This is a genomic window from Streptomyces sp. NPDC127177 (assembly GCF_042672475.1).
In the GTDB taxonomy this organism is placed as follows: Bacteria; Actinomycetota; Actinomycetes; order Streptomycetales; family Streptomycetaceae; genus Streptomyces.
Genome location: NZ_JBHXUW010000050.1, coordinates 19,299 through 45,435, shown reverse-complemented (window position 1 = coordinate 45,435; position 26,137 = coordinate 19,299). Strand labels below are relative to the sequence as shown.

Here is a 26,137-nt window from a genome sequence, read left to right as displayed (position 1 = left end):
GCCGGAAGGGCGGCTCAGGAGCGCACGACGGCCAGGACCTCGTCCCGGAGGGCGCGCATCGCCGGCTCGTCCCGCGCCTCCGCGTTGAGCCGCAGCAGGGGCTCGGTGTTGGAGGGGCGCAGGTTGAACCACCAGTCGTCGCCGCTGACCGTGAGGCCGTCGAGTCCGTCCAGGTGCACACCGGGGCGCCCGCCCCAGGCCTCCCGCACGGCTGCGAGCCTCGCCGACCGGTCGTCCACCGTCGAGTTGATCTCTCCGGAGGCCGCATAGCGCTCGTAGTCCCTGGTGAGCTGCGAAAGCGGGGCCTCCTGGGTGCCCAGCGCCGCCAGGACGTGCAGGGCTGCGAGCATTCCGGTGTCGGCGTTCCAGAAGTCGCGGAAGTAGTAGTGCGCGGAGTGCTCGCCGCCGAAGACCGCGCCGCTGCGGGCCATCTCGGCCTTGATGAAGGAGTGGCCGACCCGGGTGCGAACGGGGGTGCCGCCCGCCTCGCGGATGACCTCCGGCACGGTGCGTGAGGTGATCAGGTTGTGGATCACGGTGGCTCCTGGGCGGCGGGCCAGCTCGCGGGTGGCCACCAGGGCGGTGACCGCCGACGGCGACACCGGCTCACCGCGCTCGTCCACGACGAAGCAGCGGTCCGCGTCCCCGTCGAAGGCGAGCCCGAGATCGGCGCCCTCGGCCAGGACCCGGGCCCGGAGGTCGACGATGTTGGCCGGGTCCAGGGGGTTCGCCTCGTGGTTCGGGAAGGTGCCGTCCAGCTCGAAGTACATCGGCACGAGCGTCAGGGGCAGACCGGCCAGGACCGTCGGCACCGTGTGGCCGCCCATGCCGTTGCCCGCGTCCACCACGACCTTGAGGGGGCGCAGACCCGACAGGTCGACGAGCGCCCGCAGGCAGGCGGCGTACTCGGCCAGCGTGTCCCGCGCCGTGACCGTGCCCCGCCGCGCTGCGGACGAGGGGGCGCCGCCCCCGTCGGTCCACCGCTCCACCAGCGCGCGGATCTCGGCGAGCCCGGTTTCCTGACCGACCGGCGACGCACCCGCGCGGCACAGCTTGATGCCGTTGTAGCGCGCGGGGTTGTGGGAGGCCGTGAACATCGCACCCGGCAGACCGAGGGAGCCCGAGGCGTAGTAGAGCTGATCGGTCGAGCACAGGCCGGTCTCCGTGACGTCCGCGCCGCGGGAGGCCGCTCCCCGCGCGAAGGCACGGGCGAGCCCCGGCGACGAGGGGCGCATGTCATGGCCCGTCACGATCGCCTCTGCCTGCGTGACCTGGACGAACGCGGCGCCGAAGAGCTCGGCCGTCGACTCGTCCCAGTCGTCCGGGACGATGCCGCGGATGTCGTAGGCCTTGACGAGAGCGGAGAGGTCGGTGCGCGGGGAGGGGCCGGTGGGCACGGTCATCGCCGTCTCTCTTCTTCGGATGGATCGGCTGCTTCGGGCGGTCCGGCCGCATCGGGCAGGTCGGCCGCCTCGCACGGTCCGGCCGCATCGGGCAGGTCGGCCGCCTCGCACGGTCCGGCCGCATCGGGCGGTCCGGCTTCTTCGGGCGGTCCGGCTTCTTCGGGTGGTCGAACACCGTTGGCCTCCGGGGCGAGGAGCCACAGCGCCGTGTCCGGCGGGAGGGCGTCCCCGTCCAGGGGGCCGCTGCTGAGCAGCGCCCGGCCGCGCGGGGCCACCGCCGCGAGCCGCAGCGGCTCCGGGCCGAGGTTGACCACGCAGGTCAGCCCACCCCGGCTGAAGGCGAGATGGGGGTCGCCCGGCGCGGAGTGCCACGTGGGCGCGGCCGTCGGGTCCGGCGCCGGGTGGGTCCGGCGCAGTCGCAGCGCCGCACGGTAGAGCGCGAGCGTCGAGTCGGGGTCCTCCTCCTGCGCCGCGACGGTGAGCGGCCCCCAGTCGTCCGGCTGGGGCAGCCAGGTCCGTCCGGGCGCCGCCGTGCTGAAGCCGTAGGGCGCGCTCCGGCCGGACCAGGGCAGCGGCACCCGGGCGCCGTCCCGGCCACGGTCGGTGTGGCCCGAGCGCTCCCACAGCGGGTCGCGGATGCGGCCCTCGGGGACGCGCGCCTGCGGCAGGCCCAGCTCCTCGCCCTGGAACAGGTAGGCGGAACCGGGCAGCGCGAGCATCAGCAGGGCCGCCGAGCGGGCCCGCAGGAGCGAGCCGTAACGGGTCACCGGGCGCACCGCGTCATGGCTGGACAGCAGCCAGGTCACCGCACCGCCACCGGGCGCTGCGAGCGAGGCGTCGATGACCCGGCGCAGCTCGCGCGCCTCCCACGGCGCTTCCAGGAAGGCGAAGTTGAAGGCCTGGTGCATCTCGTCGGGCCTGATGTAGCGGGCGAGTCTGACCGGGTCGAACACGGCCGACTCGGCGACCATCACACGGTCCCGCGGGGCCACCGCGCCCGGCGGTGCGGGGTGGTTGTCCAGCAGGGTGCGCCATTCCCGGTAGAGCGGGTGCAGTTCCTCCTGGTCGTAGTAGGGCATGAGGTGGTTGCGCAGCGGGTCGCGGTGCTGGCCCGGTCCGGCGTCGGGAAGGCCGTCGGCCTTGAACAGGGCGTGCGCCACGTCCACCCGGAAGCCGTCCACGCCCCGGTCGAGCCAGTGGCGCAGCACCTGCGCGAACTCCGAACGCACCTCGGGGTGACGCCAGTTCAGGTCAGGCTGCTCCGGCGCGTGCAGGTGGCAGTACCACTCTCCGTCCGCGAGCCGGGTCCAGGCCGGGCCGCCGAACGCCGACTCCCAGTCGTTGGGCGGCAGTTCGCCGTCCACACCCCGCCCCGGCCGGAACAGATAGCGCTCGCGCGCCGGCGATCCGGGGCCTGCCGCCACGGCCGCCAGGAACCAGGGATGTTGGTCCGACGTGTGGTTGGGCACGAGGTCGATGATCAGTTTGAGGCCCAGTTCGTGGGCCCGGGCGGTCAGCCGGTCGAAGTCCTCGGGGGTGCCCAGGTCCGGCGCCACACCCGTCCAGTCGGCGATGTCGTATCCGCCGTCGGTCAACGGGGACGGGTAGAAGGGTGTGCACCACACCGCGTCGGCGCCCAACTCCTTGATGTGCTCCAGGCGGTCGGTCGCCCCGCGCAGGTCGCCGATCCCGTCGCCGTCCGAGTCGGCGAAGGCGCGCGGGTACATCTCGTAGCAGACTGTGTCCTGCCACCAGCTCATGGGGAATTCTCCTACGGGTGGTGCCGGGCGGTGGTGCGGGGCGCGGTGGTGCCGGCTCGCACCGGCTGTTCCGTGCCGGTGCCGGCGGCCAGGGTGGCGGCCTCTGCGACCGCTACGGCCGTGAGCCCGGCGACCGCGTCGGCCACCGGTGTGCCGCCCTCGCGGGCGACGCGCACGAGGTCGGCGACCGCGGCCCGGACGCTCTGTGTGTAGACGAACGGCTTGCGGTCCTCGCCGCCCAGGTCGAGCACGGCGCGCACATGGTGGGGCACCACGCGCTCCTCGCCGCGCCCACGGGCCGGTCCGGCGCCGCCCGCGTCGCGGTCCACGGTGACCGTGATCCGCTCCTCGCCGTGCGGGCTGAAGCCGTCGACCCGCAGCAGTTCGGCCGCGTGCGACGGAAGTTCCTCCCAGCGGCGGGCGTCCGTCTCGTCCGCCCAGGCCGAGATCTCCGCCCGTACGGGGATCCAGCCGCTGACCCTGGTCTCGGCGAAGCCGTGGTCGAGCCGCATCAGCTGCCGCTCGGCCCGGTGGGCGTGGGTGAAGGAGTGCAGGTGGGAGGCGAGGACCCCGCCGGGGTGCAGGACGTCGGCGCTGACCATGTCGACCGGGCCGCCGGGCCTGCGTACGGCGGTGGCACGGACGCTGAGCGGCTCCGAGCCGAGGAGGGCGCGGGCGGCGTCGAAGAAGTGCACGCCGTGCTCGACGAAGATGCCGCCGCTGTGCGACGGGTCCCAGAACCAGTGACCGGGTCCGAGGTCCTCGTCGGAAGCGTCGTTCTCGAACAGGAAACGGCGCGGCGTCGCGAGCAGCCCCTGCGCCATGAGCCGTTCCAGGGCACGCAGCAGCGGGTTGTAGCGCAGTACGTGGTCCACCACCAGGGCCCGGCCGGTGCGGGCGGCCTCCTCGGCGACCGTCCGGGCGTCCTCGGCCGTGGTGGCCAGCGGCTTCTCGCAGAACACATGGCGCCCGGCACGCAGCGCCCGGACGGCCATGGCCGCGTGTGTGGCGGGCGGCGACGCGATGGCGACCGCCGCCACGTCCGCACGGTCCAGCAGCTCCGTGAGCGATGTGAACGCGGGCAGGCCGTGCCGGTCACCGAGGGCCCTCGCCCGTGCGGGGTCGGGGTCGGCGACCGCGACGGGCCGCAGCCCCGGCAGGCCGGCCACGGCGTCCAGGACGTACGTCCCGAAGCCGCCGCAGCCGACCAGTCCGAGACCGAGCGGCGGGGGCCCGGATGTCATGCGGTGCGCTCCAGGAGGGCGACGCCGATGTGCGCGTCGGCCATACCGTAGAAGACGTACAGCTCGCCGTCGACCTCCTCGATGGCCGTGGGGAAGACGACGTTGGGCACCGTGCCCGAGCGCTCCTCCTCCGTCTCGGGCGCCATGAGCGGCTCCTCGGAGCGGGCCAGGACCTTCGCGGGGTCGGCCGGGTCAAGGATCATCGCTCCGGCCGCGTAGGAGACCTTCTGGTTCTGCGCGAAGGGGTCCTCGATATGGCCCGAGACGCCGTGGTGGATGAGCAGCCAGCCCTCCGGGACCCGGATCGGGGCGGGGCCGCCGCCGATCTTCAGCTCCTCCCAGGGGTGCTCGGACAGCGCGACCAGGCGGTGGTCGCGCGGCCGGGCCAGCGCGCGGATGTCGGCCTCCGCCTCGGCCACGGGCACGTAGGAGATCCAGATGCCGGGGCGCTCGTCGGTGAGACCGGCCGGCAGGTGGACGCCCTCGCCCGGACGGAACCAGCCGAGGTCCCACATCGGGCGGTGCAGCATCGCGTACGCGGGCTCGCCGTCGGGGCCGGGCACGGGCTCGGGGAAGTGGACGACGTCCTTGTTCGGGAAGAGGTTCAGGTCGGTGTCCAGGTCCGGCTGGTAGGCGAACTGGACGGGCCCGAGACGGGTCCACTCGGTCAGGTCGTCCGAGACGGCGAGGGCCGGCTTGGGGCCGAGCGGGCCGTAGGCGACGTAGGACATGACGTGCTTCCCGAGCGAGGGGACCCACGTGATCCGGGGGTCCTCGACACCGGCGTTGTTCTTGCCGCGCTCCCAGCCCTCGTCAGGGGAGAGGACGACACCGCGGCGCTCGACACCCGAGGGCACCCCGTCGGTGAAGGTGACCTCGGCCAGACCGACGCGGGAGACGTTGCCCTCGGACACCAGTCGGGGCAGCAGGTGCAGGCGGCCGTCGGGGGTGCGGCCGGAGGCGGGGTTGAGTACGCCCTCGGCCTCGTTGGCCTCGCCGGGCAGCGGGGACATGACGAGGCCCTTGCGGACCAGCCGGTAGGGGATGTGTGAGGCGTTGCTCGTGGTGGTCATGGGGGGGAATCAGCCCTTTACTCCGGAGTCGACGTCGGTCGAGGTGAAGTGGCGCTGGAACAGGACGAACAGCGCCACGGCAGGGGCGGCCAGCACACAGGCGCCGGCCAGCAGGGCACCGGTCGGATTGGCGACCGTGCCCTGGAGGTTGGAGAGGAAGCTCGCGAGGGACACCGCGAGCGGCTGCATGTCGGCGTCCTTGGTGACCAGGAAGGGCCAGAGGAACTCGTTCCACGGGCCGATGAACGTCAGCAGCAGCGCGGTGAGCACGGCGGGCCGGGCCATCGGCAGGGCGATCCGCACCAGGATGCGCAGCTCACCGGCGCCGTCGATGCGCGCCGCCTCGAAGAGGGACTGCGGCATCTGGAGGAAGAACTGCCGGAAGAGGAAGACGGCCGTCGAGTTGATCGCGAAGGGCAGGATCATGCCCAGGTAGTTGTCGCCGAGGCCGTAGTCGCGGACCACGAGCACGTACAGCGGCAGCATCAGGAGCTGGAAGGGCACCATCTGCACCAGGAGGAGCGAGGCGAACAGGGTGCCACGTCCGCGGAAGTGCAGTTGGGCGAGTGCGTATCCGGCCAGCACTCCGAAGACCAGGGTGCACAGCAGCACACCGACGGTCATGATCCCGGAGTTGAGCAGCGAACGGCCCAGCGAGATAGCTCCGTTGACGGCCGTGTAGCTGCCGCCGGTCAGCCCGGAGGGGACCGCCGACGAGAGGTCGCCCGTGGTCGTCGCCCGCAGCGAGCCGACGACCATGTAGTAGAAGGGGAAGAGGAAGGCCACCGCACCGAGCGAGAGCACCGTGTAGTGCACGATCCTGCGTCGGGCGGGCCGCTTCGGGACGGCCGCGATGTCCGGGGCCGCCGGGGAGTCGCTCATGTCAGTTGCCCCTCTCGGTGAGCTTGCGGGCGATCAGCGAGATGACGAGGACGAAGCCCACCAGTACGACGCCCAGCGCCGCGGCGAAGTCGGGGTGCCCCTGCTCGATGCCCTTCTGATACATCAGCAGCACGGGTGAGGTGGAGGCGTGGTCGGGGCCGCCGCCCCCGGTGAGCAGGTAGGGCTCGCTGAAGAGGTTGGCGCCGGTGATGACCGCGTAGATCACGACGAGCGTGGTCGCGGGGCGCACACCCGGCACGGTGACGGAGAGGAACTGCCGTACGCGGCCGGCCCCGTCGACGGAAGCCGCCTCGTACAGCTCCTTGCCGACGTTCTGGAGCGCCGCGAGGTACAGCATCACGAAGAAGCCGAGCTGCTTCCACGTGACGAAGAAGGCGATCATCGGCATCGCGAGATCGGAGTTGACCAGCCACGAGGGGTCCGGGGCGTGCGAGCCCAGGAGGTTGTTGACGAAGCCGTCGGAGCCGAAGAGGAACTGCCACACCGCGACCAGGGCGACGCTCGCCGTGATGTACGGCAGGTAGTACGCGGCGCGGAAGAAGGCGCGGAAGCGAATCTTCGCGTTCAGCGCCGAGGCCAGCACCAGGGAGAGGACCACCGTGAGCGGCACGTTGATGACCAGGAAGATCACGATGTTGAGGAAGGCCTGGCCGACCACCGGGTCGGTGAACACGTCCCGGTAGTTGGAAAGACCCACCCAGGGCGAGTCGACGTGGGTGCCCGGTGCGGTGAAGTAGAAGCGGTGGAAGGAGATCCACACCGTGTAGACCAGCGGAACCGCGAAGACGGCCAGCAGGAAGAGCACGTACGGGGTGACGAACAGCTGGCCCGTGCGGGACCTGATGCGTCCGTGACGGGTGGCCGTGGCCGGACGGAGGTTCATCGTCATGACGGGTCCCCGTACTCCTGGAGAAGGTCGGTGATCTTGGACGATGCCTTGCGCAGGCCCTCGTCCGTGGACTGCCGGCCGAAGACCACGGACTTGGTCCACTCGTCGCGGAAGGCCTGCCAGATGTCGACGGAACCGGGCACGTTGGGCACCTCGACGACGCGCTCGGCCTGCTGCGCGAAGGCCTTGTAGGTGGGGTTCTTCGCGAAGAACCCGGCGTAGCGCCCGGTCAGGTCCTCACGCATGGGCATCTGCCCGGTCGCGTCGAGGAACTCGCCGTCCTGCTGGGCCGAGGTGGCGAACTTCAGCACGTCCCAGGCGGTGCCCCGGTTCTCGCAGGAGCTGAACATCGCGGCGGACTTCTCGTCACTGAAGGAGTAGGTGCTGCCGGGGCTGCTCCCCCCGGACGTGGGCACCGGCACCACGCCGATGTCCACGCTGTCCTTGTAGGCGGACACGGCCCAGGGCCCCACGGTGGCCATCGCGGCCTTCCCGTCGTTGAGCGCGTCCCCCGCGTAGGCCTCCTGCGGTGCGAGCTTCTCCACGTAGAGCTGCCGCCAGAACGAGGCGACCTGCCGGCCGGCGGACGAGTCGAACTGCGGCTTGCCGTCCTCCACCAGCTGCTTGCCGCCGCTCTGGGCGGCGAAGGCGGGGTAGAAGTCGTTCCAGGACTGGAAGAACTCGCTGCTGGGCGCGGGCCAGATGGCGGCCTTCGCCGCTCCGCTGCGCACGAGTTCGCGGGAGGTCTCCAGGAACTGGGAGTACGTCGCCAGCTTCGGGTCGTCGGGGTCGAGACCGGCCTTCTCGAAGATCTTCTTGTTGTAGAGGATCATCACCGGATTGCTCTTCCAGGGCAGCTGGTAGAACTTCCCGTCCGCGGACCGGTACTGGCCGGTGAGCGTGCCGCCGCGCTTCTCGATGTAGGAGTCCCCGTCGGGGAAGTCGCTCAGCGGGACCAGGCCGTTCTGCTTCTCGAAGGTCGGCACCGAGGCGGGCGCGGTGTTGAAGACCAGGCAGGCGCTGCTGCCCGCGATGATCGAGGCGCTGATGGCCTCCTCGGAGGTCTTGCCCGCGGGAATCTGCTGCGCCGTGACGCGTTCCTTCGGATGGCCCCTGTTCCAGGCCGCGACCATGTTCTTGCCCCACGCCACTTCCTGGGCGTTGTTGGACAGCCAGATCTTGATCGGTCCCCGCGCCGTCGCGGCCGTGGCCGGCTCCGGAGCCGGCTTGCCGCAGGCGGCCACCGTCCCCGCGAGTGCGAGCACGAGCAGCGAGTACGCCGTTCTCCTCAGCATGAAAGCTCTCCGAACTGTTCACCGCCCGGCCTCGTCGCCGGACGGGAATCCCCGGCCGCGGGTGGCGGCCGGTCCCTCGCTCCTCGTCAGCCCTGATGTGCCGGCCCGACGGAGGTGCGGGGGATGAACTCGGCGGGCGGCAGCTCCACATGGGCCGCGCCCTCGCCGGCCAGCACCCCGTCCAGGGCGCGGGCCGCCGCCTCCCCCCAGCCGCGGGCATCCGCACGGGCGGAGGCGAGAGGCGGGTGGGTGTACCGCGTCAGCGGTGTGTCGTCGTAGCCGACGACCGACAGACGCCCCGGGACCGGGACGCCCAGCTCCTGGGCCACGGACAGTCCCGCTGTCGCGGCCAGGTCGTTTCCGTAGACGATCGCCGTGGGCGGTTCGTCCAGTGCGAGCAGCCGGCGCGTGGCGCGGGCACCGCCCTCGGCGGTGAATCCCCCCGGGAGCACCGGCCCCGCGGGCAGACCGAGCGTGCGCAGTGTCGTCTCCCAGGCCGCCCGGCGCCGCTGTGCGTGCCGGAACTCCTGGGGGCCCTCGACATGAGCGATGCGGCGGTGGCCGAGGCCGGCGAGACGGCGGACCGCCTCGACGTAGGCGGGCTCGTCGTCCAGGCCCACCGACGACAGTCCCTCGGCCCACTCCTGCCGCCCGACCACCACGGCCGGCAGCGCGAGGCGGTGCATGAGTGCGGGGCGGGGGTCCTCGTGGCGCAGGTCGGTGATGAGCACTCCGTCCACCTGCCGGTCGGCCGCCAGCCGTTCGTACACGGCCTGCTCACGCTCCGGCGTGGTCACGTGCACCATGAGCCCGTCGCCCCGCTCGCCGAGGACCACTTCGACGCCCGCGATGAAGGCGGGGAAGAAGAGGTCCGCGCCGATCTGCTCGGGATCCCGCGTCAACACCAGTCCGAAGGCCCCGGCCTTGCCCAGCGACAGGGCCCGGGCCGGACGGCTCGGTGTCCAGCCGAGCTCGGCGGCGATCGCGAGTATGCGCTCCTTGGTCTCCCGCGCGATGCCCGGCCGGTCGTTCAGCGCGAAGGACACGGTGCTCCGGGAGACACCGGCGCGCTGTGCGACGTCCGCGATGGTGGGCTTGCGGGCCATGACGCGTTCAGCTCCCCTGCGGGTGGGAGGGCCGGCGGCGCGCAGCACCGAGACGCCTGCGGCCACTCTGCCCGACATATGCAACTAACAGCCTTTTCAGGCACTTTCGACCGGCGTTTAAACCGGTTTAAGTGGCCGACTGGCGATTACTAAACCGGTTTGGAACAGGGGCGTCAATGGAGCGGAGATGTGACCTGCGCCGCGTTCACCGGGGGTCCAGGGGGTACTCATAGGCTGTTGTCCATGAGCGACGACAGCGACTGGATCCTGGACGCCACGTTCCACAGCTCCGCCGGGGAGGTCCGCTGGGCCACCTTCGGGCAGGCCGGCGCACCGCCCGTCGTCCTGGTGCACGGGACGCCCTTCTCCTCGTACGTCTGGCGCGGGGTGGCCCGTGCACTGGCCCAGGACCACCGGGTGTTCGTCTGGGACCTGCCCGGGTACGGCGCCTCCGCCCAGTACGAGGGCCAGGACGTCTCCCTCGGCTCCCAGGCGCGGGTGCTCACCGAACTGCTCGCCCACTGGGAGCTGACTGAACCCGCGGTGGCCGCCCATGACTTCGGCGGCTGCGTCGCGCTGCGCGCCCATCTGCTGCACGGCGCCCGCTACCGCCGGCTGGCACTGGTGGACCCGGTGGCCCTGGCCCCCTGGGGCTCCCCCGCCTACCGGCTGCTCGGCGGACATCCGGAGGTCTTCGGGCAGCTGCCGCCCGCGCTGCACCGGGCGCTGGTGCGCGAGTACGTGAGCTCGGCCAGCCACCCCGGCCTGTCGCCGGCCGTCCTGGACCGGCTGGTCGCGCCGTGGTGCACCGAGAGCGGCCGGCCCGCCTTCTACCGGCAGATCAGCCAGAACGACCAGCGGTTCACCGACGAGATCCAGCACCGTTACGGCGAGATCGAGCCGCCGGTACTGATCTGCTGGGGCACCGATGACACCTGGATCCCGGTCGAACGGGGCCACGAACTGGCCGCCCTCGTCCCGGGTTCCGAGCTGCGCCTCATCGAGGGGGCCGGGCATCTCGTGCAGGAGGACGCCCCGGCCGAGCTGACCGCCGCACTCACCCGCTTCCTGCGGACGCCTACCGGCCCCGATCCCCGTACAGCGCCATGACGGCTGCCGCGTGCGCGGCGAGCACCCCACGGGCCTCCGGCGGCTCCAGCACCTCGACGTTCGGGCCGAAGGAGAGCAGGGAACGCGCCCACTCCACCGACTCCACCGCGAGTTCGGCCCGCAGCCACTCGCCGTCCGGCCCATCGGGAACCGGCTCCCCCGTCAGCGCGGCGGCGTTCAGCCGCAGGAACAGATCCAGCCTGGAGCGGTGCACCCGGACCCGCAGGGTCACGTCCCCCTGCCGTTCCTCCACCTGACGGCGGAGCCGCTCCCACACCTGCGCCAGTTCCACCCCGGGCCTGCGCACCACCGGGTCGTCGGTGAGGCGGGCCCCGCGCACCCGGTCCGCACGGAAGAGCCGGGGCTCCCCGTCCCGGTCGGCGACCAGGTACCAGACGCCCGCCTTCACCACCAGGCCGTACGGGTCGACGACGTAGGTGCGCGCGGTCCGCGTACCGCTGTGCCGGTACTCCAGCCGTAGCCGCCGGTCGGCGAAGACGGCGTCGTGGAGCTCGGCGATGTCGACGGCGGCACGCGGACCGCTCAGCCAGCGCTCCGGATCGACGAGGATGCGGCGGCTGGTCAGCTCGGCGGCGGGGCGGTGCGGGGCGGGAAGAGCCGCCATCACCTTGCGCAGCGCCGAGCCGATCGCCTCGTCCAGCCCGAGCGCCGCGTGGGTGCCGTCGGCGGCCAGCACGAAAAGGGCGCGGGCCTCGTCCGCGGTCAGCCCGGTGACATCGGTGCGGAATCCGGGCAGCAGGGCGATCCCGCCGTGCCGGCCGCGCTCCGCGTAGACGGGGACGCCGGACGCGGAGAGCGCCTCGACGTCCCGGTAGATGGTGCGTACGGAGACGTCGAGGCGCTCGGCGAGCTCGGGCGCGGGGACCGGGCCGCGGGTCTGGAGCAGCAGCAGGATCGAGAGCAACCGGTCGGATTTCACCGGACCAGCATCCCCCCGCCCCGGCCGTCGCGGGGTGTCAGCTGCGCGGTGCCCTGGCCAGCTGGCGGGACTGGGCGACCAGCCGGTCCGCGCTGTCCCAGACCTCCGCGTCCTCCTCCAGGAAGCCGCCGGCCAGGTTGCGGGTGGTGATGGAGACGCGGAGCGGGCCGGGGGCGGGGCGGCAGCGGACGTGGGTGGTGAGCTCGATGGTCGGGGTCCAGCCCTTGAGCCCCAGCTCGAAGGAGGTCGGCGGCAGTGCGTCGACGGTGAGCAGCAGCGAGAGCGGGTCGGCGTCGCGGCCGTCCGAGAGCCCGAACCAGCCGCGCATCTCGCCCCTGCCGGACGGCTGGCCGACGGCCCAGCCGACCGTCGCCGGGTCGAGCTTGATGTCGAGGCGCTCGGTGATGGCGGAGCTGCCGGGGATCGGGGCCGTCCCGTCGCCGGTGCCGAGGCAGTGCTCGCGGGGCGGCATGGCCGGCGGCTTCGCCGTGGTGCGGATGTCGTCGGTCAGCCCGTCCAGGTCGCCGTAGGTGGCGAGCACCCGGATGCGCTCGACCTCGGTGCCGTCCTCGGCGTACTGGAAGAGCGAGGCCTCGCCGGTGGAGAGGGTGCGCCCGGTCCTGACGACCTGGGTGCGGATCACCGCGGGCCCGGGGACCGAGGCGGTGAGGTAGTGCGCGGAGACCGAGAAGGGATCCGGGTGCGGGAGTGCCTCACCGAGCGCGCGGCCGAGCATCGCGAGCAGGTAGCCGCCGTTGACCGCGTGGATGATCGTCCAGCCGGCGGAGAGCTCGGCGTCGTAGACGCCCTCTTCGCGGCGGGTGACGGCGGTGTCCCGGTCGAACTCGCTGTCACCGATGGTCGCCTGCGCGGTCTCTGCCGCCTGCGTTGCTGCCTGTGCCATGGAACGCACGGTACACCGAACGTATTACTGAGCGGTAGCTTTCCGGTCCGTGAGATCGCGGACAGCCGGCACTCCCGAAAAGCCCCTACCCCTCCTCCGCCGTGGCCGAGCGCCGGTTGTAGGCGCGCGGGGCCCGCCAGCTGTAGCGCAGCGCCAGCAGCCGCAGCACGAACGCCGTGATCACCGCGCCCCCGCTGGTGAAGGCGTTGAGCGCGCCGAAGCGGATGCAGAGCACGGTCATCACGGCCCCGACGATCGCCGGCACCGCGTACAGGTCGCGGTCCCAGCGCAGCAGCGAGGGCACCTCGTTGGCGAGCACGTCGCGCAGCACACCGCCGCCGACAGCGGTGGCCAGTCCGAGCGCCGCCGACGAGGTCAGGCCGAGGCCGTAGTCGTACGCCTTGACCGTCCCGGTGACGCAGAAGAGGCCGAGTCCGGCCGCGTCGAAGACGTTGACGCCGGCCTGGATCCGTTCGACGTGCGGGTGCAGGAAGAAGACCAGACCGGCGGCGAGGAGCGGGGTGGTGAAGTATCCGAGGTCCGTGAAGGCGGCGGGCGGCACCGCCCCGATGATCAGGTCACGGAACAGCCCTCCGCCCAGCGCGGTGACCTCGGCGAGAACCGCGATGCCGAAGACATCGAAGTTCTTGCGTACGGCGAGCAGAGCGCCGGAGATCGCGAAGACGAAGATCCCGACGATGTCGAGCGCATGCTGGACGGAGGGCGTGAACAGTTCGTTGAGCACCGGGCAATTGTGCCGGTACTACTCCTCGGAGCCGTCCTTGGCCGCCTCGGAGGTGGCGGCGTCACCCTTGGTGAGAGGGGCGTCACCCTCGGCGGCCTCCTCTGACACGTCAGCCTCGGCCTTCTGCGGCTCAGCGGTCTCGGGCCCGGCGGTCGTCGTCTCCGGCTCGGCGGTCGTCCCTCCGGCCGCCTCCGGCTCGGCGGTCGCGCCTTCGGTCGTAGCCGGCCCGGCCTTCGTGATCAGCTCGACCGCTTCCCGGGCCCCGGCCAGTACCTGCTGTCCGGGCACCTGGTCCGGTGCGTTCTCCGGGTGGTGGCAGGCGACCTGGTGGCCGGTCTTCAGTGCGATCAGCGGCGGTTCCTGCGTCTTGCAGACCTCCGTCGCCTTCCAGCACCGGGTGTGGAACCGGCAGCCGCTGGGCGGCGAGATCGGCGAGGGCACATCACCGGTGAGCAGGATGCGCTCACTCTTCACTCCGCGCCGCCGGGGGTCCGGCACCGGCACCGCGGACATCAGTGCCTTGGTGTACGGGTGCATCGGCGCCGAGTACAGCGACTTGCGGTCCGTCAGCTCGACGATCTTGCCCAGGTACATGACGGCGATCCGGTCCGACACGTGGCGGATGACCGAGAGGTCGTGCGCGATGATCACGTACGTGAGCCCGAGCTCGTCCTGGAGGTCGTCGAGCAGGTTGACCACCTGTGCCTGGATCGACACGTCCAGCGCGGAGACCGGCTCGTCGGCGACGACGAGCTTCGGGCGCAGTGCGAGCGCGCGGGCGATGCCGATGCGCTGGCGCTGTCCGCCGGAGAACTCGTGCGGGTAGCGGTTGTAGTGCTCGGGGCTGAGCCCGACCAGCGACAGCAGCTCCTGGACGTGGTTCTTGAGACCGCCCTCGGGCTCGACGCCCTGGAGCCGGAACGGCGCGCTGACGATCGTGCCGATCGTGTGCCGCGGGTTCAGCGAGGAGTACGGGTCCTGGAAGATCATCTGTACGTCGCGCCGCATCGGCCGCATCTGCCCCATGGACAGGTGCGTGATGTCGCGGCCCTCGAACTCGACCTTGCCGCCGCTCGGTTCGATCAGCCGCGTGATCAGCCGGCCCATCGTCGACTTGCCGCAGCCGGACTCGCCGACGACGCCCAGGGTCTCCCCCGGGTACACCTCGAAGTCGATGCCGTCGACGGCCTTCACGGCGGCGGTCTGCCGGCCGAACAGCCCCTTGCGGATCGGGAAGTGCTTGGCCAGGCCCTCGACCCTGAGCAGCGGCTCGCGCGAGGCGGTGGCCTGCTCCGGGATCGTCACGTCCTTCTCCAGCACCGGGGGATCCTTCTTCTCGCTCACGTCGCTCACATCACTCGCCTCGCTCACAGCTTCGGCGCAATCTCGTCGGTCCAGATCCGGGTCCGCTCCTCCGGCGACATGTGACAGGCGGAGAAGTGCCCGTCGCCGACCTGCTGCAGCTCGGGACGCGTCGTGCGGGTGAGGTCGTCCTTGGGGATGTCCGCGTACGGGCAGCGCGGGTTGAAGGCGCAGCCGCTCGGGACGTTGATCAGCGACGGCGGCTGTCCCTTGACGGGGATCAGCCGCTCCGTCTGCTCACGGTCGATGCGCGGCATCGAGGTGAGCAGACCCCAGGTGTACGGGTGCTGGGCCTCGTAGAAGACCTTCTCCGCCGGTCCGCGCTCGATGCACCGGCCGCCGTACATCACCAGAAGTTCGTCGGCCATCTCGGCGACGACCCCGAGGTCGTGCGTGATCATGATGACGGCGGAGCCGAACTCCTTCTGCAGGTCCCGGATCAGGTCCAGGATCTGCGCCTGGACGGTGACGTCCAGGGCGGTGGTCGGCTCGTCGGCGATGAGCAGTTCCGGGTTGTTGACCAGTGCCATCGCGATCATGGCGCGCTGGCGCATACCGCCGGAGAACTCGTGCGCGTAGGCGTCGACCCGCTTGTGCGGCTCGGGGATGCCGACCCGGTCGAGCATCTCGATGGCCCGGGTGCGGGCGGTCTTCTTGTTGACCTTGTGGTGGATCCGGTAGGCCTCCACGATCTGCGCGCCGACCTTGAAGTACGGGTGCATCGCGGAGAGCGGGTCCTGGAAGATCATGGCCATCTTGCGGCCGCGCAGCTCGCGCACCCGGGCGTCGGAGGCGCCGATCAGCTCCTCGCCGTCCAGCCAGACCTCACCCGAGATGCGGGCATTGGGGGCCGTGCGGTGCAGGCCCATCACGCCGAGCGAGGTGACGGACTTCCCGGAGCCGGACTCGCCCACGATGCCGAGGGTCTGTCCGGGCTTCACGTCGAAGCTGACGCCGTCGACGGACTTGACCAGGCCGTCGTCGGTCTTGAAGTGGATGCGCAGGTCCCGTACGGAGAGGAAGGCCTCGTCGCTGCCGGTCCGCGCGGCGCCTGCGGGGCCGTCGGCCGCCACGGTCTGTGCCTTGGAAACCTCGGTCACGAGTACCTCACCCTGGGGTCGATGGCGGCGTACACCAGGTCCACCAGAAGATTGCAGATGACGATGAAGAAGGCCGCGACGAGCGTCACGCCCATCACGATGGGCAGGTCGCTCTCCTGCACGCTCTTGATGGCGTACTGGCCGAGCCCGGGGAAGGAGAACACGGTCTCGGTGATGACGGCGCCGCCGACCAGCAGGCCGAAGTCCATGCCGAAGATCGTCACGATGGGGGTGAGCGCGGCCCTGAGACCGTGCTTGCCGATGACGTGACTCTCTCTGAGGCCCTTGGCACGGGCCGTACGGATGTAGTCCTCGCCCATCGTCTCCAGCATCCCGGCTCTGGTGATTCGGGCGTAGAGCGCGGAGTACAGGAAGGCCAGCGAACACCAGGGGATCAGCAGGTTCCAGGCCCAGTCCAGCGGATTCTCCGTGAACGGAACATAGTTGACGCCGCCTTCCCACACCGGCCACTGCACGGTGAACACACCCAGTGCCAGCATGCCGGTGAAGAAGATCGGCAGGGAGACACCGGCGAGCGCGATGGCCATGAAGAAGCGGTCGAGGATCGACCCCCGCTTGAGCGCGGAGACGACACCGATCGCCACACCACTGATCAGCCAGATCACCGCGGCGCCGATCGCCAGGGAGAACGTGACGGGAATGCGCGCGGTCAGCTCGGGCCACACCTCGATGTGCCGCTTGAACGAGTAGCCGAAGCACGGCACGCCGCAGTGCGTCGCCTCGGGGCCGAACTGGAAGTCGGCGCCGACGAAGAGCTGCTTGATGAAGTGCCAGTACTGGATGTAAAGCGGCTGGTCGAGGCCGAGATTCTGCTTGACCGCGAGGATGGACTGCGGATTGGCATCCTTGCCCACGTACTGGGCTGCCAGTTGGTCCATCGTCTGCCCGGCTATCCGGGGGACGAGGAAGAAGATCGCGAAGGTGACTGCGCTGACGATCAACAGCAGCAGCACCGCGCCGAAGACGCGTCGGATGATGTACGCAGCCACAGCTATCCGGCGCCGGTATCTGTCTGCCGGGGGGAACCCGTCCGGTCGGACACCGTGCCTTCACCTGCCTTTCAGGACATTTCTTGGGCCCGGGGGCCCGCTCCCCGGGCCGCGTGCGCGGCCCGGGGAGCGGGGCCGTTCCTACTTGGCGGTACCCATCAGCACGTAGTCGTACATGCCGAGGTAGGCCTGGGTGACCGTGACGTTCGTCGCGGACTCCGGCCGGAGCAGCAGGTTCTTGCGGTAGATCAGCGGCACTGCGGTAGCGCCTTCGGCCACGGCCTTGTCGACCTCGCCCCACGTCTTCTCACGGGCGGCGGTGTCGGTGTTGGCGATGCCCTCGTTGAGCAGCTTGTTGATCTTCGGGTCGTTCAGTTCCTGGACGTTGTTGCCACCGGACGGCTTGATGGAGGCGCCGTTGATGATCTGGTCCAGGAAGCCGAAGCCGGTCGGCCAGTCGGCACCCCAGGCGCTCATGATCATGCCGAGCTTGTTGGCGTGCACGTAGCTCGGGTTGCCCGCGAAGTTCGAGAAGTACTTACCGGTCGGGAAGCTCTTGATCTCGGCGTTGATGCCGATCTTCTTGAGCGAGGCCTGGATGGCGGTGACCATGGACATCTCGGCGGGGCGGTCGGAGCGGGCCGAGATCTTGGTGTCGAAGCCGTTCGGCTTGCCACACTGCTTCAGCTCTGCCTTGGCCTTGGCCTCGTCGCCCTTGTGACCCTCGGTCGCGTACAGGTCGAACTTCGAGTAACCGTTGACCGTGGGCGGCAGCAGGGTCGTCGCGACGTCACCCTTGGGGTCGCCACCCTGGGCGGCCTGGACCGAAGCCCTGTCGAGGCCCCACTGCACGGCCTTGCGGCAGTGGATGTTGTCGAACGGCTTCACGTTGACGTTCAGGCCGACGTACGAGGTGGCGCCCGCGTACGAGTTGTCGGTCTGCTTCTTCAGGTTGGCCTTGGTGAGCACGTTCGGCTGCGTCGCCGGGGCGACACCGGTACCGGCCGCGTCAGCGGCGATGTTGTCGGCGAGGAGGTTGTTGTCGACCGTCTCCTGCTTGACCTTGAACCGGATCGTCACCTTGTCCGGCAGGGCCGGGCGCAGCGGGTCGGTCTTCGGGTCCCAGTTCGGGTTGCGCACGAGGGTGGCGCTGCGGCCCTCCTCGTAGGACGCGAACTTGTACGGGCCCGAGGACACGATGTGCTTCACATAGTTGGCACCGGTGTCCTTCGCGGCCGGCACGGGGGCCGTCTGCGTGAAGGTCGCCAGGTAGTCGAAGTCCGCGAAGGCGTCCTTCAGCTTGAAGATGATCGTGCTGTCGTCCGGCGTCTCGATGGAGGCGATGCCGTCCGGGTTCTTGTCCTTGTACGGACCCTTGTACTTGTCGCCGCCGATGAGGTGGGACTTGAAGTACGTCGGGCCGTTGGACATGGCCTCCGGCGCGAAGTTGGAGCGCTCGACGGCGTACTTGACGTCCTTCGAGGTGATCGCGGACCCGTCCTCGTACTTGAGCCCCTTCTTGAGCTTGTACGTCCAGGTCTTGGCGTCCGGGCTCGACTTGCCGAGGCCCTCGGCGAGGTCGGGGACGACCTCCAGGCCGTCCTTGCCGGCGGCCGGCTTGAACGACGTCAGCGAACGGCCGTACAGGCGCGAGAAGTTCTGCACCCAGCCGTAGTAGGTGTTGCCGGGGTCGAGCGAGTCGGGCTCGTCGGACAGCTCGAGCTTGAGCGTCCCGCCCTTCTTGTCCGACTTGTTGACGATCGACGTCAGCGCGGCGTCAGTGGCGCTGGAGCCGCCCTTGCTGGAGCCGCCGCCGTTGTCGTCCTTCGAGCCGTTGCACGCGGAGGCGCCCAGCATCAGGGCCACAGCCGTGGCAACCACCGCTGTCGTTTTTCTGGTCTTCACCTGAGGAAATTCCCCTCAATCGATGGTTGCCATGGCATGTCGCACGTCGTTGTGACGAGCGCCCGGGCACTACTTGCTACGGGGATCGAGGGCATCGCGCAGCCCGTCTCCCAGCAGGTTGAACGCCAGGACGGTGACGAAGATGGCCACGCCCGGCACGATCATGTACATCGGGTCGTTCTGGTAGAAGTCGATCGCGTTGGTGAGCATCCCGCCCCAGGAGGCCTGCGGCGGGGCGATACCGACCCCGAGGTAGCTGAGACCGGCCTCGAAGAGGATGTTCGAGGGGATCAGCAGCGTGGAGTAGACCAGAACGGGTGCCACCAGGTTCGGCAGCAGTTCCCGGAAGAGGATGAAGGGGCCCCGGGCGCCCAGCGACCTGGCCGCTTCGACGAATTCGCGGTTCCGCAGGCTCATCGTCTGGGCGCGGACGATGCGCCCCATGTACGGCCAGCTGAAGAAGCCGATCACGAAGATCAGTACGGCGATCCGCAGCGGCAGTCCCGTCAGACCGAACGCGCCGTCCTGCAGGGCCGCCGAGATGGAGATCGCGAACAGCAGCAGCGGGAAGGCCAGGAAGGTGTCCATCATGCGGCTGATGATCGTGTCCACCCAGCCGCCGTAGAAGCCGGAGACCACGCCGAAGAAGACGCCGATCACCACGGAGAGCAGGGTGGCGCCGACGGCGACGACGAGGGAGACCCAGGAGCCCTCGATGATCCGGGTCATGATGTCGCGGCCGTACTGCGGTTCGACGCCGAGCGGATGGCTCCAGCTCATGCCGCCCCAGTCGCCCTTGGGGGCGAGCAGCGCCGGGTCGATGAGGTCCTGGTGGAACTCGTTGGGGTCCAGACCGAAGACGGCCTGGATCGGCTTGGAGAGCACGGCGAGCAGGATCAGAAGGATGACAACGATGCCGCCGGCCACGGCCACCTTGTCCCGCTTGAAGCGGGACCAGGCGATCTGCCCGAGCGAACGGCCCTCGATCTGGCTCTGCTTGACTCCCGTGAGTACTGCCTCCGGCTGAGCCTCGGCAGCCGATCCGGTGGTCTCGATCGGTGCGGTCACAGTGCCTCTGACCCCTCCTGCCGGTGGTGGCCGGCCCTTGCTCGCCGCGGTAGCGGCCTGGCGCGTGTCAGCCACGCACGTTCATGCGGCTGATGTCTCGATGCGAAAAAGCGTCTGCGGAATGTCCGTCGGTGCAACCTCGTACAAAGGGCCGACGATCCCCACTAGCCGGGAGTCTTCAACGCAGTTGCGATCACCCGCCAGACCTGACGGGGAATGTTTGCTCAAACGTGATGCGGTCAGTGAGCTTCCGTTATCCGGACAGCTTGATCGAGTGAGCGGACCACTCGGCCGCTAATCCACCAGAACGGACATGCCGCCCAACGGGCCGCATTGAGTGGCTATTTGGGTTACGCCGACGGTGCTCTTGTCCGCAGGAGGTGTCTTTTGTCCGCTCCGGTGAGCGGCCCCGGGCGGTCTAGTAGGCGTGCGGGGCGGGGCCCGGCGCCTGCGGGTATCCGTAACCCGGAGCGACGACTCCACTCCGGCCGGCCGGGGCGTGCGACTCCCGGTCGTAGAACGGCCGTGAGTTGCCCCGCAGCCACATCGCGACCGGGTCGTACTCGTCGGACATGGCGACGGTGGAGACCGGGAGCCCCTCCGGGACGGCGCCGATCGACTGCTGCATCATCGCGCGCACCGCGTCAACCGACGGCTGGCTGGTGTCGTACAGATCGAGGCCGATGGCGAGGTACGGGGCGCCGAGCGCGGGCTGCACCCAGGCGCGGCGCAGCGAGCGGACGGCCGGCGTGTGGTGGGCGTTCTGCGTCAGCTGGGCGTAGAAGTGCGGGGTCTCCAGGGCGGGATCGCTGATCCGCAGCGGGCCGGCGGGCATCCGGTCGAGACCGGTGGCGATCCGGCGCAGGTCGAGCCAGGGGATGCCGACGCCGCCACCGGGCGCGTGCGGGTTGAGCCAGATGCCCCAGCGGTCGGGGAACAGGGCGCGGGCGATGTCCCGGCCGCCCACCACCTCGTGCGCCCGGTTCCAGCCGCTGACGGAGAGCTCCTGGGCGGAGGTGACGCAGGGGGCGTAGCCGAGGCCGTCGACCTCCATGTTGCCGTACTGGGCGTCGGGCGATCCGGCCCGGCCGCTCCAGAGCAGCATCCAGATCCGGTCAGCCGCCAGGGCCTGGAGCAGCGCCTCGTACGCGTCGTAGCGTCCGGGCGTCACTTGGCGCAGCATGCGCTCGATCTGCCCGGCCGCCGCGGTGCCTGACGCACTCACCCTGGGTCCCGCCCCTCTTCGATCCACTGTGTCGGCCTGCCGCTCCCGGGGCACTCGGGTACGGCGCGGTGCCGAGGCACCAGCCATCAAACCAGCTTAGGTGCCGGTCCTGACACCGACTTGACTCCGCGGTCCACCACTGTCACCCCGCGGTGCGACGGGCCCCGCTACTCGGCGGCGCGCTGGTAGAACGGCCTGATCCGGGCACGCATCCAGTCGGCGACCGGGTCCTGTGCCACGTCGAGCAGTACGAGATTGACCGGCCAGGCCACCTCGACGCGGCCGAGCGCCCGGCCGAGGGCGTCCATCGGGGCGTTGCGTCCGGCGCCGTCCCAGGTGGAGAACTCGACGCCGACGAAGAGGACGGGGTCGCCGCCCTCGATGCTGGCGAGGGCCCTGCGCGCGCTGAGCACGACACCGCTCTCCTCGAACTCGCCGGCCGCGGCGGAGAGGAAGTCGACGGGCTCCTCCTTCCAGTCCGGCTCGTAGAGCCGGACCCGGCCGCCGCTGGAGGGCCCGTCGAGCACGGTGCGTCCGACCCGGCAGAGTTCGGCGACCGCGGGCGGTGGCAGCGGCATGCCGACCGCCCCGCCCGGGTTGACGGCGATACCGAGCTGCGGGGGCAGCCCGCGGGCGAATTCGACGGCGGGTGCCACGGTGAAGGACATGTGGGAGCCGACGCAGGTGAGGAACTGCTGCTCGGAGCTGAACACGGGGACGTACGGTGCGCCGTCGAGCTCCAGTGTCGGCAGGTCCAGGTCGGTGGCGTCGGGGCCGCCGCCGTTGGGCAGGGGCACCCAGAGATGGCTGCGGCCGAGCACCTCGACCAGCCGTCCGCCCGCCTCCGGGCTGCCGAGCGAGGCGCCCAGCACTTCTTCGAGCTCGTTGGCCGGCCATCCGCCCTGCGGATGGGTCCCGTCCTGTGCCGGAATATCCACTGCATCCCTCTCTCGCCCCGTGCCGTGCAGCACGAGGTTAGCGCCGAGCGCCGGGTGTCCAGGCATCGGACAGCCCGCTACGGGCTCTCACCCTGTGCGTCTGCGAAGGTGATCCGGGTCAGCAGCGCCGCGGCCTCCCGGTCCAGCAGCACCGCCGAGACGCAGCCGAGCGGCAGCGTGCCCGCCTCGGTGTCCCGCAGCAGCCTGCGCACCGCCCGGCGGTGCCGGGCGAACGCGTATCCGGAGACGCCGCGCCCCCGCTCCCGCTGGCCCGCCAGCGCGGTCTGCGGGGTGACGTCTAGCAGGACGAGGTGCAGGACGCGGCCGCGCCGCCGGGCGTCGCGCGACAGCCAGCCGCGCACCCATGCCTGGGCGCCGCAGTCATGGACGACGACGGAGACGCCGGAGCGCAGCACCTGCCACAGCCCCCAGTAGTGGGCGACCCGGACGAGGGGACGGTAGAAGGCGTAGGGGACTAATCGTGGCAGCGCGGCGGACCAGCGGTCCCGGGTGTCCTGGGAGTCGATGACGCGGGCGGCCACGGCCCGTGCGATCAGGGTCGATTTGCCGCTGCCCGGCAGTCCTGAGACGACCACGACGTCACCCGGAGCGAAGCGCAGGCTCCGCGGGCCGCACCCGGACCTCTCCCGCAGATCGCTCACGACGGGCCCGCGCGGGCCGTGCGTCTCGCGGGCCGGCGCGCCCTGCTGTGCGGGCAGTGCGCCGTGCGCGACCCCCGCGGTCGCCGCGTACCGCCGCAACGTCATCGCCATCCCCCTGTCGGCCGACCACACCTGTCAAGAAGTGTAAAGAAAAGGTAATGCGGCACAAGCGTCCGACCCGCCGGATCCGGTGGGGTACCGGCGCCCCACTGTCCGGCAATGCGTGCGATGATGACCCGGCCAACTGCATAAAGGCCGCTTGAATCCGCGCGGGAGAGTTCCGGTCACCGTGCCGGGCGCCGAAGGAGCAAGATCCTCCCTTGAATCTCTCAGGCCCCGTACCGCGTGGATGAGGCAGATCTGAAAAGCGAGTCGCCCGGCGGCTCCACCCAAGGTGCAAGCCGAACCCCTGCGGGGTCTCTCGGCGAACCTCTCAGGTTCCGATGACAGATGGGGAGGGATCGTCCTCGTCGTCATGCCCTGGGAGCCGTATCCATGAGCACCGCCCCCCGTCTCACCGCCCTCGATGTGCTGCACCGTTCGCTCGGCGCGACCATGACCGACTTCGCGGGCTGGGACATGCCGCTGCGCTACGCCAGTGAGCGCGACGAGCACAACGCCGTGCGCACGAAGGCCGGCCTCTTCGACCTCTCCCACATGGGCGAGATCACCGTCACCGGCCCCGAGGCCGTGGCACTGCTGAACTTCGCGCTGGTCGGCAACATCGGCACCGTCTCCGTGGGCCGGGCCCGCTACACGATGATCTGCGCCGAGGACGGCGGCATCCTGGACGACCTGATCGTGTACCGGCTGGGAGAGACCGAGTACATGGTCGTCGCCAACGCCGGCAACGCCCAGACCGTGCTGGACGCGCTGACCGCCCGCGCGGAGGGCTTCGACGCCGAGGTGCGCGACGACCGCGACGCGTACGCGCTGCTCGCCGTCCAGGGCCCCGAGTCCCCCGCCATCCTGGCCGCCGTCACGGAGGCCGACCTGGACGGCCTGAAGTACTACGCCGGTCTACCCGGCACGGTCGCCGGGGTCCCCGCTCTGATCGCCCGCACCGGCTACACCGGCGAGGACGGCTTCGAGCTCTTCGTCGCACCCGAGCACGCCGAGCAGCTGTGGCGGGCACTCACCGAGGCCGGCGCCTCCCGCGGGCTGATCCCCTGCGGGCTCTCCTGCCGCGACACGCTGCGCCTGGAGGCGGGCATGCCGCTGTACGGGCACGAGCTGACGACGTCCCTGACGCCGTTCGACGCCGGTCTCGGCCGGGTCGTGAAGTTCGAGAAGGAGAGCGACTTCGTCGGCCGCAAGGCGCTGGAGGCCGCTGCCGAGCGCGCCGAGACCGCCCCGCCCCGCAAGCTCGTCGGCCTGATCGCCGAGGGCCGCCGGGTGCCGCGGGCGGGCTTCTCCGTCATCGCGGAGGGCCAGGTCATCGGCAAGGTCACCTCGGGCGCCCCGTCGCCGACCCTCGGCAAGCCGATCGCCATGGCGTACGTCGACGCCGCGCACGCCACGCCCGGCACCGAGGGCGTCGGAGTGGACATCCGGGGCAACCACGAACCGTACGAGGTCGTGGCGCTGCCGTTCTACAAGCGCCAGAAGTAGAACCGTGGGCCCGGCAGGGCACCGCGTACGTGACGCAGTCCTGTCTCACACCGTAAGACCATCGTTCATCAGCACTCCCCCGCGTACAGGAGAATTCAGGTCATGAGCAACCCCCAGCAGCTGCGGTACAGCAAGGAGCACGAGTGGCTGTCGGCCGTCGAGGACGGTGTGGCCACGATCGGCATCACGGAGTACGCGGCCAACGCGCTCGGTGACGTCGTCTACGCCCAGCTCCCCGAGGTCGGTGACACGGTGACCGCGGGCGAGACCTGCGGCGAGCTGGAGTCGACCAAGTCGGTGAGCGATCTGTACTCGCCGGTGACCGGCGAGATCACGGCCGCGAACCAGGACGTCGTGGACGACCCCTCGCTGGTGAACTCCGCACCGTTCGAAGGCGGCTGGCTGTTCAAGGTACGTGTCGCCGAGGAGCCGAAGGATCTGCTCTCCGCCGACGAGTACACCGAGTTCTCCGGCAACTGAGACCCCAAGGGACCACCTGATGTCGCTTCTCAACTCCTCCCTCCACGAGCTGGACCCGGACGTCGCCGCCGCTGTCGACGCCGAGCTCCACCGTCAGCAGTCCACCCTCGAGATGATCGCCTCGGAGAACTTCGCTCCGGTCGCGGTCATGGAGGCCCAGGGCTCCGTCCTGACCAACAAGTACGCCGAGGGCTACCCCGGCCGCCGCTACTACGGTGGCTGTGAGCACGTCGACGTGGTCGAGCAGATCGCGATCGACCGCATCAAGGCGCTCTTCGGCGCCGAGGCCGCGAACGTCCAGCCGCACTCCGGTGCGCAGGCCAACGCCGCCGCGATGTTCGCGCTGCTGAAGCCGGGCGACACGATCATGGGCCTGAACCTGGCGCACGGCGGTCACCTGACCCACGGCATGAAGATCAACTTCTCCGGCAAGCTCTACAACGTGGTCCCGTACCACGTCGACGACACCGGCACCGTGGACATGGCCGAGGTCGAGCGCCTGGCCAAGGAGTCCAAGCCGCAGCTCATCGTGGCCGGCTGGTCCGCCTACCCCCGTCAGCTGGACTTCGCCGCCTTCCGCCGCATCGCGGACGAGGTCGGCGCGTACCTGATGGTCGACATGGCGCACTTCGCCGGTCTGGTCGCCGCGGGCCTGCACCCGAGCCCGGTGCCGCACGCCCACGTCGTCACGACCACCACGCACAAGACCCTCGGCGGTCCGCGCGGCGGTGTGATCCTCTCCACCCAGGAACTCGCCAAGAAGATCAACTCGGCGGTCTTCCCGGGTCAGCAGGGCGGTCCGCTCGAGCACGTGATCGCGGCCAAGGCGGTCTCGTTCAAGGTCGCGGCGACCGAGGAGTTCAAGGAGCGCCAGCAGCGCACCCTGGACGGCGCCCGCATCCTCGCCGAGCGTCTGGTGCAGCCGGACGTCACCGAGGTCGGCGTCTCCGTGCTGTCCGGCGGCACGGACGTGCACCTGGTCCTGGTGGACCTGCGCAACTCCGAGCTGGACGGCCAGCAGGCCGAGGACCGGCTCCACGAGCTGGGCATCACGGTCAACCGGAACGCCATCCCGAACGACCCGCGGCCGCCGATGGTCACCTCGGGGCTGCGGATCGGCACGCCGGCGCTGGCCACACGCGGTTTCCGGACCGAGGACTTCACCGAGGTCGCCGAGATCATCGCGTCCGCCCTCAAGCCGTCCTACGACGCGGACGACCTGAAGGCCCGGGTCGTCGCGCTCGCCGAGAAGTTCCCGCTTTACCCCGGTATCAAGTAGTCCGACCGGCGCGTTTGCGTATCGGGGAGGGGCACCACGCACACTGAACAGTGAGCGCGGTGCCCCAACCCTTGTCCCCCGCTCTTCGGGCCGACCCGGCCCGTACCGCACCACCGGCAGACAAC

General features: G+C 70.4%; 23 protein-coding genes and 1 riboswitch. Of the genes, 4 read left to right on the top strand and 19 right to left on the bottom strand.

The genetic code is table 11. From position 1 onward, the window contains the following. Positions 1–14 precede the first annotated feature (14 nt). The 8 genes from ACFVJX_RS27065 to ACFVJX_RS27030 form a co-directional block, all read right to left on the bottom strand. Positions 15–1,403, bottom strand: a complete 1,389-nt coding sequence (locus ACFVJX_RS27065) for a phosphomannomutase/phosphoglucomutase (RefSeq protein ID WP_384131658.1) — start codon at positions 1,401–1,403, stop codon at positions 15–17. Next, on the bottom strand, positions 1,400–3,163 hold the full coding sequence (locus ACFVJX_RS27060) for a glycoside hydrolase family 13 protein (protein WP_384131655.1): 1,764 nt from the start codon (positions 3,161–3,163) through the stop codon (positions 1,400–1,402). The genes ACFVJX_RS27065 and ACFVJX_RS27060 overlap by 4 nt, the downstream gene beginning before the upstream one ends. Positions 3,164–3,174: 11 nt before the next feature. Then, on the bottom strand, positions 3,175–4,407 hold the full coding sequence (locus tag ACFVJX_RS27055; RefSeq protein ID WP_384131652.1) for a Gfo/Idh/MocA family protein: 1,233 nt from the start codon (positions 4,405–4,407) through the stop codon (positions 3,175–3,177). After that, positions 4,404–5,480 carry a glycosidase gene (locus ACFVJX_RS27050; RefSeq protein ID WP_384131649.1) on the bottom strand — a complete coding sequence of 359 codons (1,077 nt, stop codon included), beginning with the start codon at positions 5,478–5,480 and terminating at the stop codon, positions 4,404–4,406. The genes ACFVJX_RS27055 and ACFVJX_RS27050 overlap by 4 nt, the downstream gene beginning before the upstream one ends. A gap of 9 nt (positions 5,481–5,489) precedes the next feature. Then, positions 5,490–6,362, bottom strand: a complete 873-nt coding sequence (locus ACFVJX_RS27045) for a carbohydrate ABC transporter permease (RefSeq protein WP_384131646.1) — start codon at positions 6,360–6,362, stop codon at positions 5,490–5,492. A gap of 1 nt (position 6,363) precedes the next feature. Beyond that, the gene (locus ACFVJX_RS27040) at positions 6,364–7,272 is read right to left on the bottom strand and encodes a carbohydrate ABC transporter permease (protein WP_384131643.1); all 909 of its coding nucleotides are present in this window, start codon (positions 7,270–7,272) and stop codon (positions 6,364–6,366) included. Continuing rightward, complete coding sequence (locus ACFVJX_RS27035; protein ID WP_384131640.1) at positions 7,269–8,567, bottom strand: extracellular solute-binding protein; 1,299 nt, start codon at positions 8,565–8,567, stop codon at positions 7,269–7,271. The genes ACFVJX_RS27040 and ACFVJX_RS27035 overlap by 4 nt, the downstream gene beginning before the upstream one ends. An 86-nt stretch (positions 8,568–8,653) precedes the next feature. Then, positions 8,654–9,673 (bottom strand): LacI family DNA-binding transcriptional regulator, encoded by a 1,020-nt coding sequence (locus ACFVJX_RS27030; protein ID WP_384131637.1) that lies wholly within the window; start codon positions 9,671–9,673, stop codon positions 8,654–8,656. A gap of 243 nt (positions 9,674–9,916) precedes the next feature. Between ACFVJX_RS27030 and ACFVJX_RS27025 the strand changes: the two genes are divergently transcribed. Further along, positions 9,917–10,783 (top strand): alpha/beta fold hydrolase, encoded by an 867-nt coding sequence (locus tag ACFVJX_RS27025; RefSeq protein WP_384131634.1) that lies wholly within the window; start codon positions 9,917–9,919, stop codon positions 10,781–10,783. Here the strand turns inward: ACFVJX_RS27025 and ACFVJX_RS27020 are convergent. The 11 genes from ACFVJX_RS27020 to ACFVJX_RS26970 all read right to left on the bottom strand — a co-directional run bounded on the left by ACFVJX_RS27020 (position 10,752) and on the right by ACFVJX_RS26970 (position 22,747). Then, positions 10,752–11,723, bottom strand: coding sequence for a helix-turn-helix transcriptional regulator (locus ACFVJX_RS27020; protein WP_384131631.1), 972 nt, complete (start codon positions 11,721–11,723; stop codon positions 10,752–10,754). The two genes, ACFVJX_RS27025 and ACFVJX_RS27020, sit on opposite strands and share 32 nt — an antisense overlap. Before the next feature lie 37 nt (positions 11,724–11,760). Beyond that, positions 11,761–12,627 (bottom strand): thioesterase family protein, encoded by an 867-nt coding sequence (locus tag ACFVJX_RS27015; protein WP_384131628.1) that lies wholly within the window; start codon positions 12,625–12,627, stop codon positions 11,761–11,763. Positions 12,628–12,712: 85 nt separating this feature from the next. After that, positions 12,713–13,372: a trimeric intracellular cation channel family protein gene (locus ACFVJX_RS27010; protein ID WP_384131626.1), complete on the bottom strand. Its 660-nt coding sequence runs from the start codon at positions 13,370–13,372 to the stop codon at positions 12,713–12,715. A gap of 18 nt (positions 13,373–13,390) precedes the next feature. Then, the gene (locus tag ACFVJX_RS27005) at positions 13,391–14,689 is read right to left on the bottom strand and encodes an ABC transporter ATP-binding protein (protein WP_384131698.1); all 1,299 of its coding nucleotides are present in this window, start codon (positions 14,687–14,689) and stop codon (positions 13,391–13,393) included. Between the two features lie 50 nt (positions 14,690–14,739). Further along, complete coding sequence (locus tag ACFVJX_RS27000; protein WP_384131623.1) at positions 14,740–15,834, bottom strand: ABC transporter ATP-binding protein; 1,095 nt, start codon at positions 15,832–15,834, stop codon at positions 14,740–14,742. Further along, a complete protein-coding gene (locus ACFVJX_RS26995) occupies positions 15,831–16,844 on the bottom strand; it encodes an ABC transporter permease (RefSeq protein WP_384131620.1) in 1,014 nt (337 codons plus the stop codon). The genes ACFVJX_RS27000 and ACFVJX_RS26995 overlap by 4 nt, the downstream gene beginning before the upstream one ends. Positions 16,845–16,985: 141 nt before the next feature. Next, positions 16,986–18,701 carry an ABC transporter substrate-binding protein gene (locus ACFVJX_RS26990; RefSeq protein WP_384131695.1) on the bottom strand — a complete coding sequence of 572 codons (1,716 nt, stop codon included), beginning with the start codon at positions 18,699–18,701 and terminating at the stop codon, positions 16,986–16,988. A gap of 117 nt (positions 18,702–18,818) precedes the next feature. Then, positions 18,819–19,817: an ABC transporter permease gene (locus ACFVJX_RS26985; protein WP_384131618.1), complete on the bottom strand. Its 999-nt coding sequence runs from the start codon at positions 19,815–19,817 to the stop codon at positions 18,819–18,821. A gap of 418 nt (positions 19,818–20,235) precedes the next feature. Then, on the bottom strand, positions 20,236–21,042 hold the full coding sequence (locus tag ACFVJX_RS26980; RefSeq protein WP_384131615.1) for an enhanced serine sensitivity protein SseB C-terminal domain-containing protein: 807 nt from the start codon (positions 21,040–21,042) through the stop codon (positions 20,236–20,238). A 167-nt stretch (positions 21,043–21,209) separates the two neighbouring features. Further along, a complete protein-coding gene (locus ACFVJX_RS26975; protein WP_384131613.1) occupies positions 21,210–21,980 on the bottom strand; it encodes an enhanced serine sensitivity protein SseB in 771 nt (256 codons plus the stop codon). Between the two features lie 77 nt (positions 21,981–22,057). After that, positions 22,058–22,747, bottom strand: a complete 690-nt coding sequence (locus tag ACFVJX_RS26970) for an AAA family ATPase (protein ID WP_384131610.1) — start codon at positions 22,745–22,747, stop codon at positions 22,058–22,060. Positions 22,748–22,902: 155 nt separating this feature from the next. Then, positions 22,903–22,996, top strand: a riboswitch (glycine riboswitch). A gap of 141 nt (positions 22,997–23,137) precedes the next feature. Here ACFVJX_RS26970 and gcvT point away from each other — a divergent pair. From gcvT to glyA, 3 genes are all read left to right on the top strand, one after another. Then, positions 23,138–24,253 (top strand): glycine cleavage system aminomethyltransferase GcvT, encoded by a 1,116-nt coding sequence (gene gcvT, locus ACFVJX_RS26965; RefSeq protein WP_384131607.1) that lies wholly within the window; start codon positions 23,138–23,140, stop codon positions 24,251–24,253. Positions 24,254–24,355: 102 nt separating this feature from the next. Further along, entirely contained in the window at positions 24,356–24,733 is a 378-nt protein-coding gene (gcvH, locus tag ACFVJX_RS26960) for a glycine cleavage system protein GcvH (RefSeq protein ID WP_145765699.1), read from the top strand. A gap of 19 nt (positions 24,734–24,752) precedes the next feature. Further along, the gene (gene glyA / locus ACFVJX_RS26955; protein ID WP_384131604.1) at positions 24,753–26,012 is read left to right on the top strand and encodes a serine hydroxymethyltransferase; all 1,260 of its coding nucleotides are present in this window, start codon (positions 24,753–24,755) and stop codon (positions 26,010–26,012) included. The last annotated feature ends 125 nt before the right edge of the window (positions 26,013–26,137 follow it).

Excerpts from the sequence above, each read along its gene's own strand:
- ACFVJX_RS27045 (WP_384131646.1), bottom strand. The coding sequence starts at position 6,362 with ATGAGCGACTCCCCGGCGGCCCCGGACATCGCGGCCGTCCCGAAGCGG.
- ACFVJX_RS27025 (WP_384131634.1), top strand. The coding sequence starts at position 9,917 with ATGAGCGACGACAGCGACTGGATCCTGGACGCCACGTTCCACAGCTCC.
- ACFVJX_RS26990 (WP_384131695.1), bottom strand. The coding sequence starts at position 18,701 with ATGCTGGGCGCCTCCGCGTGCAACGGCTCGAAGGACGACAACGGCGGC.
- ACFVJX_RS27060 (WP_384131655.1), bottom strand. The coding sequence starts at position 3,163 with ATGAGCTGGTGGCAGGACACAGTCTGCTACGAGATGTACCCGCGCGCC.
- ACFVJX_RS27055 (WP_384131652.1), bottom strand. The coding sequence starts at position 4,407 with ATGACATCCGGGCCCCCGCCGCTCGGTCTCGGACTGGTCGGCTGCGGC.
- ACFVJX_RS27015 (WP_384131628.1), bottom strand. The coding sequence starts at position 12,627 with ATGGCACAGGCAGCAACGCAGGCGGCAGAGACCGCGCAGGCGACCATC.
- ACFVJX_RS27050 (WP_384131649.1), bottom strand. The coding sequence starts at position 5,480 with ATGACCACCACGAGCAACGCCTCACACATCCCCTACCGGCTGGTCCGC.
- glyA (WP_384131604.1), top strand. The coding sequence starts at position 24,753 with ATGTCGCTTCTCAACTCCTCCCTCCACGAGCTGGACCCGGACGTCGCC.
- ACFVJX_RS27040 (WP_384131643.1), bottom strand. The coding sequence starts at position 7,272 with ATGACGATGAACCTCCGTCCGGCCACGGCCACCCGTCACGGACGCATC.
- ACFVJX_RS27030 (WP_384131637.1), bottom strand. The coding sequence starts at position 9,673 with ATGGCCCGCAAGCCCACCATCGCGGACGTCGCACAGCGCGCCGGTGTC.
- gcvH (WP_145765699.1), top strand. The coding sequence starts at position 24,356 with ATGAGCAACCCCCAGCAGCTGCGGTACAGCAAGGAGCACGAGTGGCTG.
- ACFVJX_RS27035 (WP_384131640.1), bottom strand. The coding sequence starts at position 8,567 with ATGCTGAGGAGAACGGCGTACTCGCTGCTCGTGCTCGCACTCGCGGGG.
- ACFVJX_RS27065 (WP_384131658.1), bottom strand. The coding sequence starts at position 1,403 with ATGACCGTGCCCACCGGCCCCTCCCCGCGCACCGACCTCTCCGCTCTC.
- gcvT (WP_384131607.1), top strand. The coding sequence starts at position 23,138 with ATGAGCACCGCCCCCCGTCTCACCGCCCTCGATGTGCTGCACCGTTCG.
- ACFVJX_RS26970 (WP_384131610.1), bottom strand. The coding sequence starts at position 22,747 with ATGACGTTGCGGCGGTACGCGGCGACCGCGGGGGTCGCGCACGGCGCA.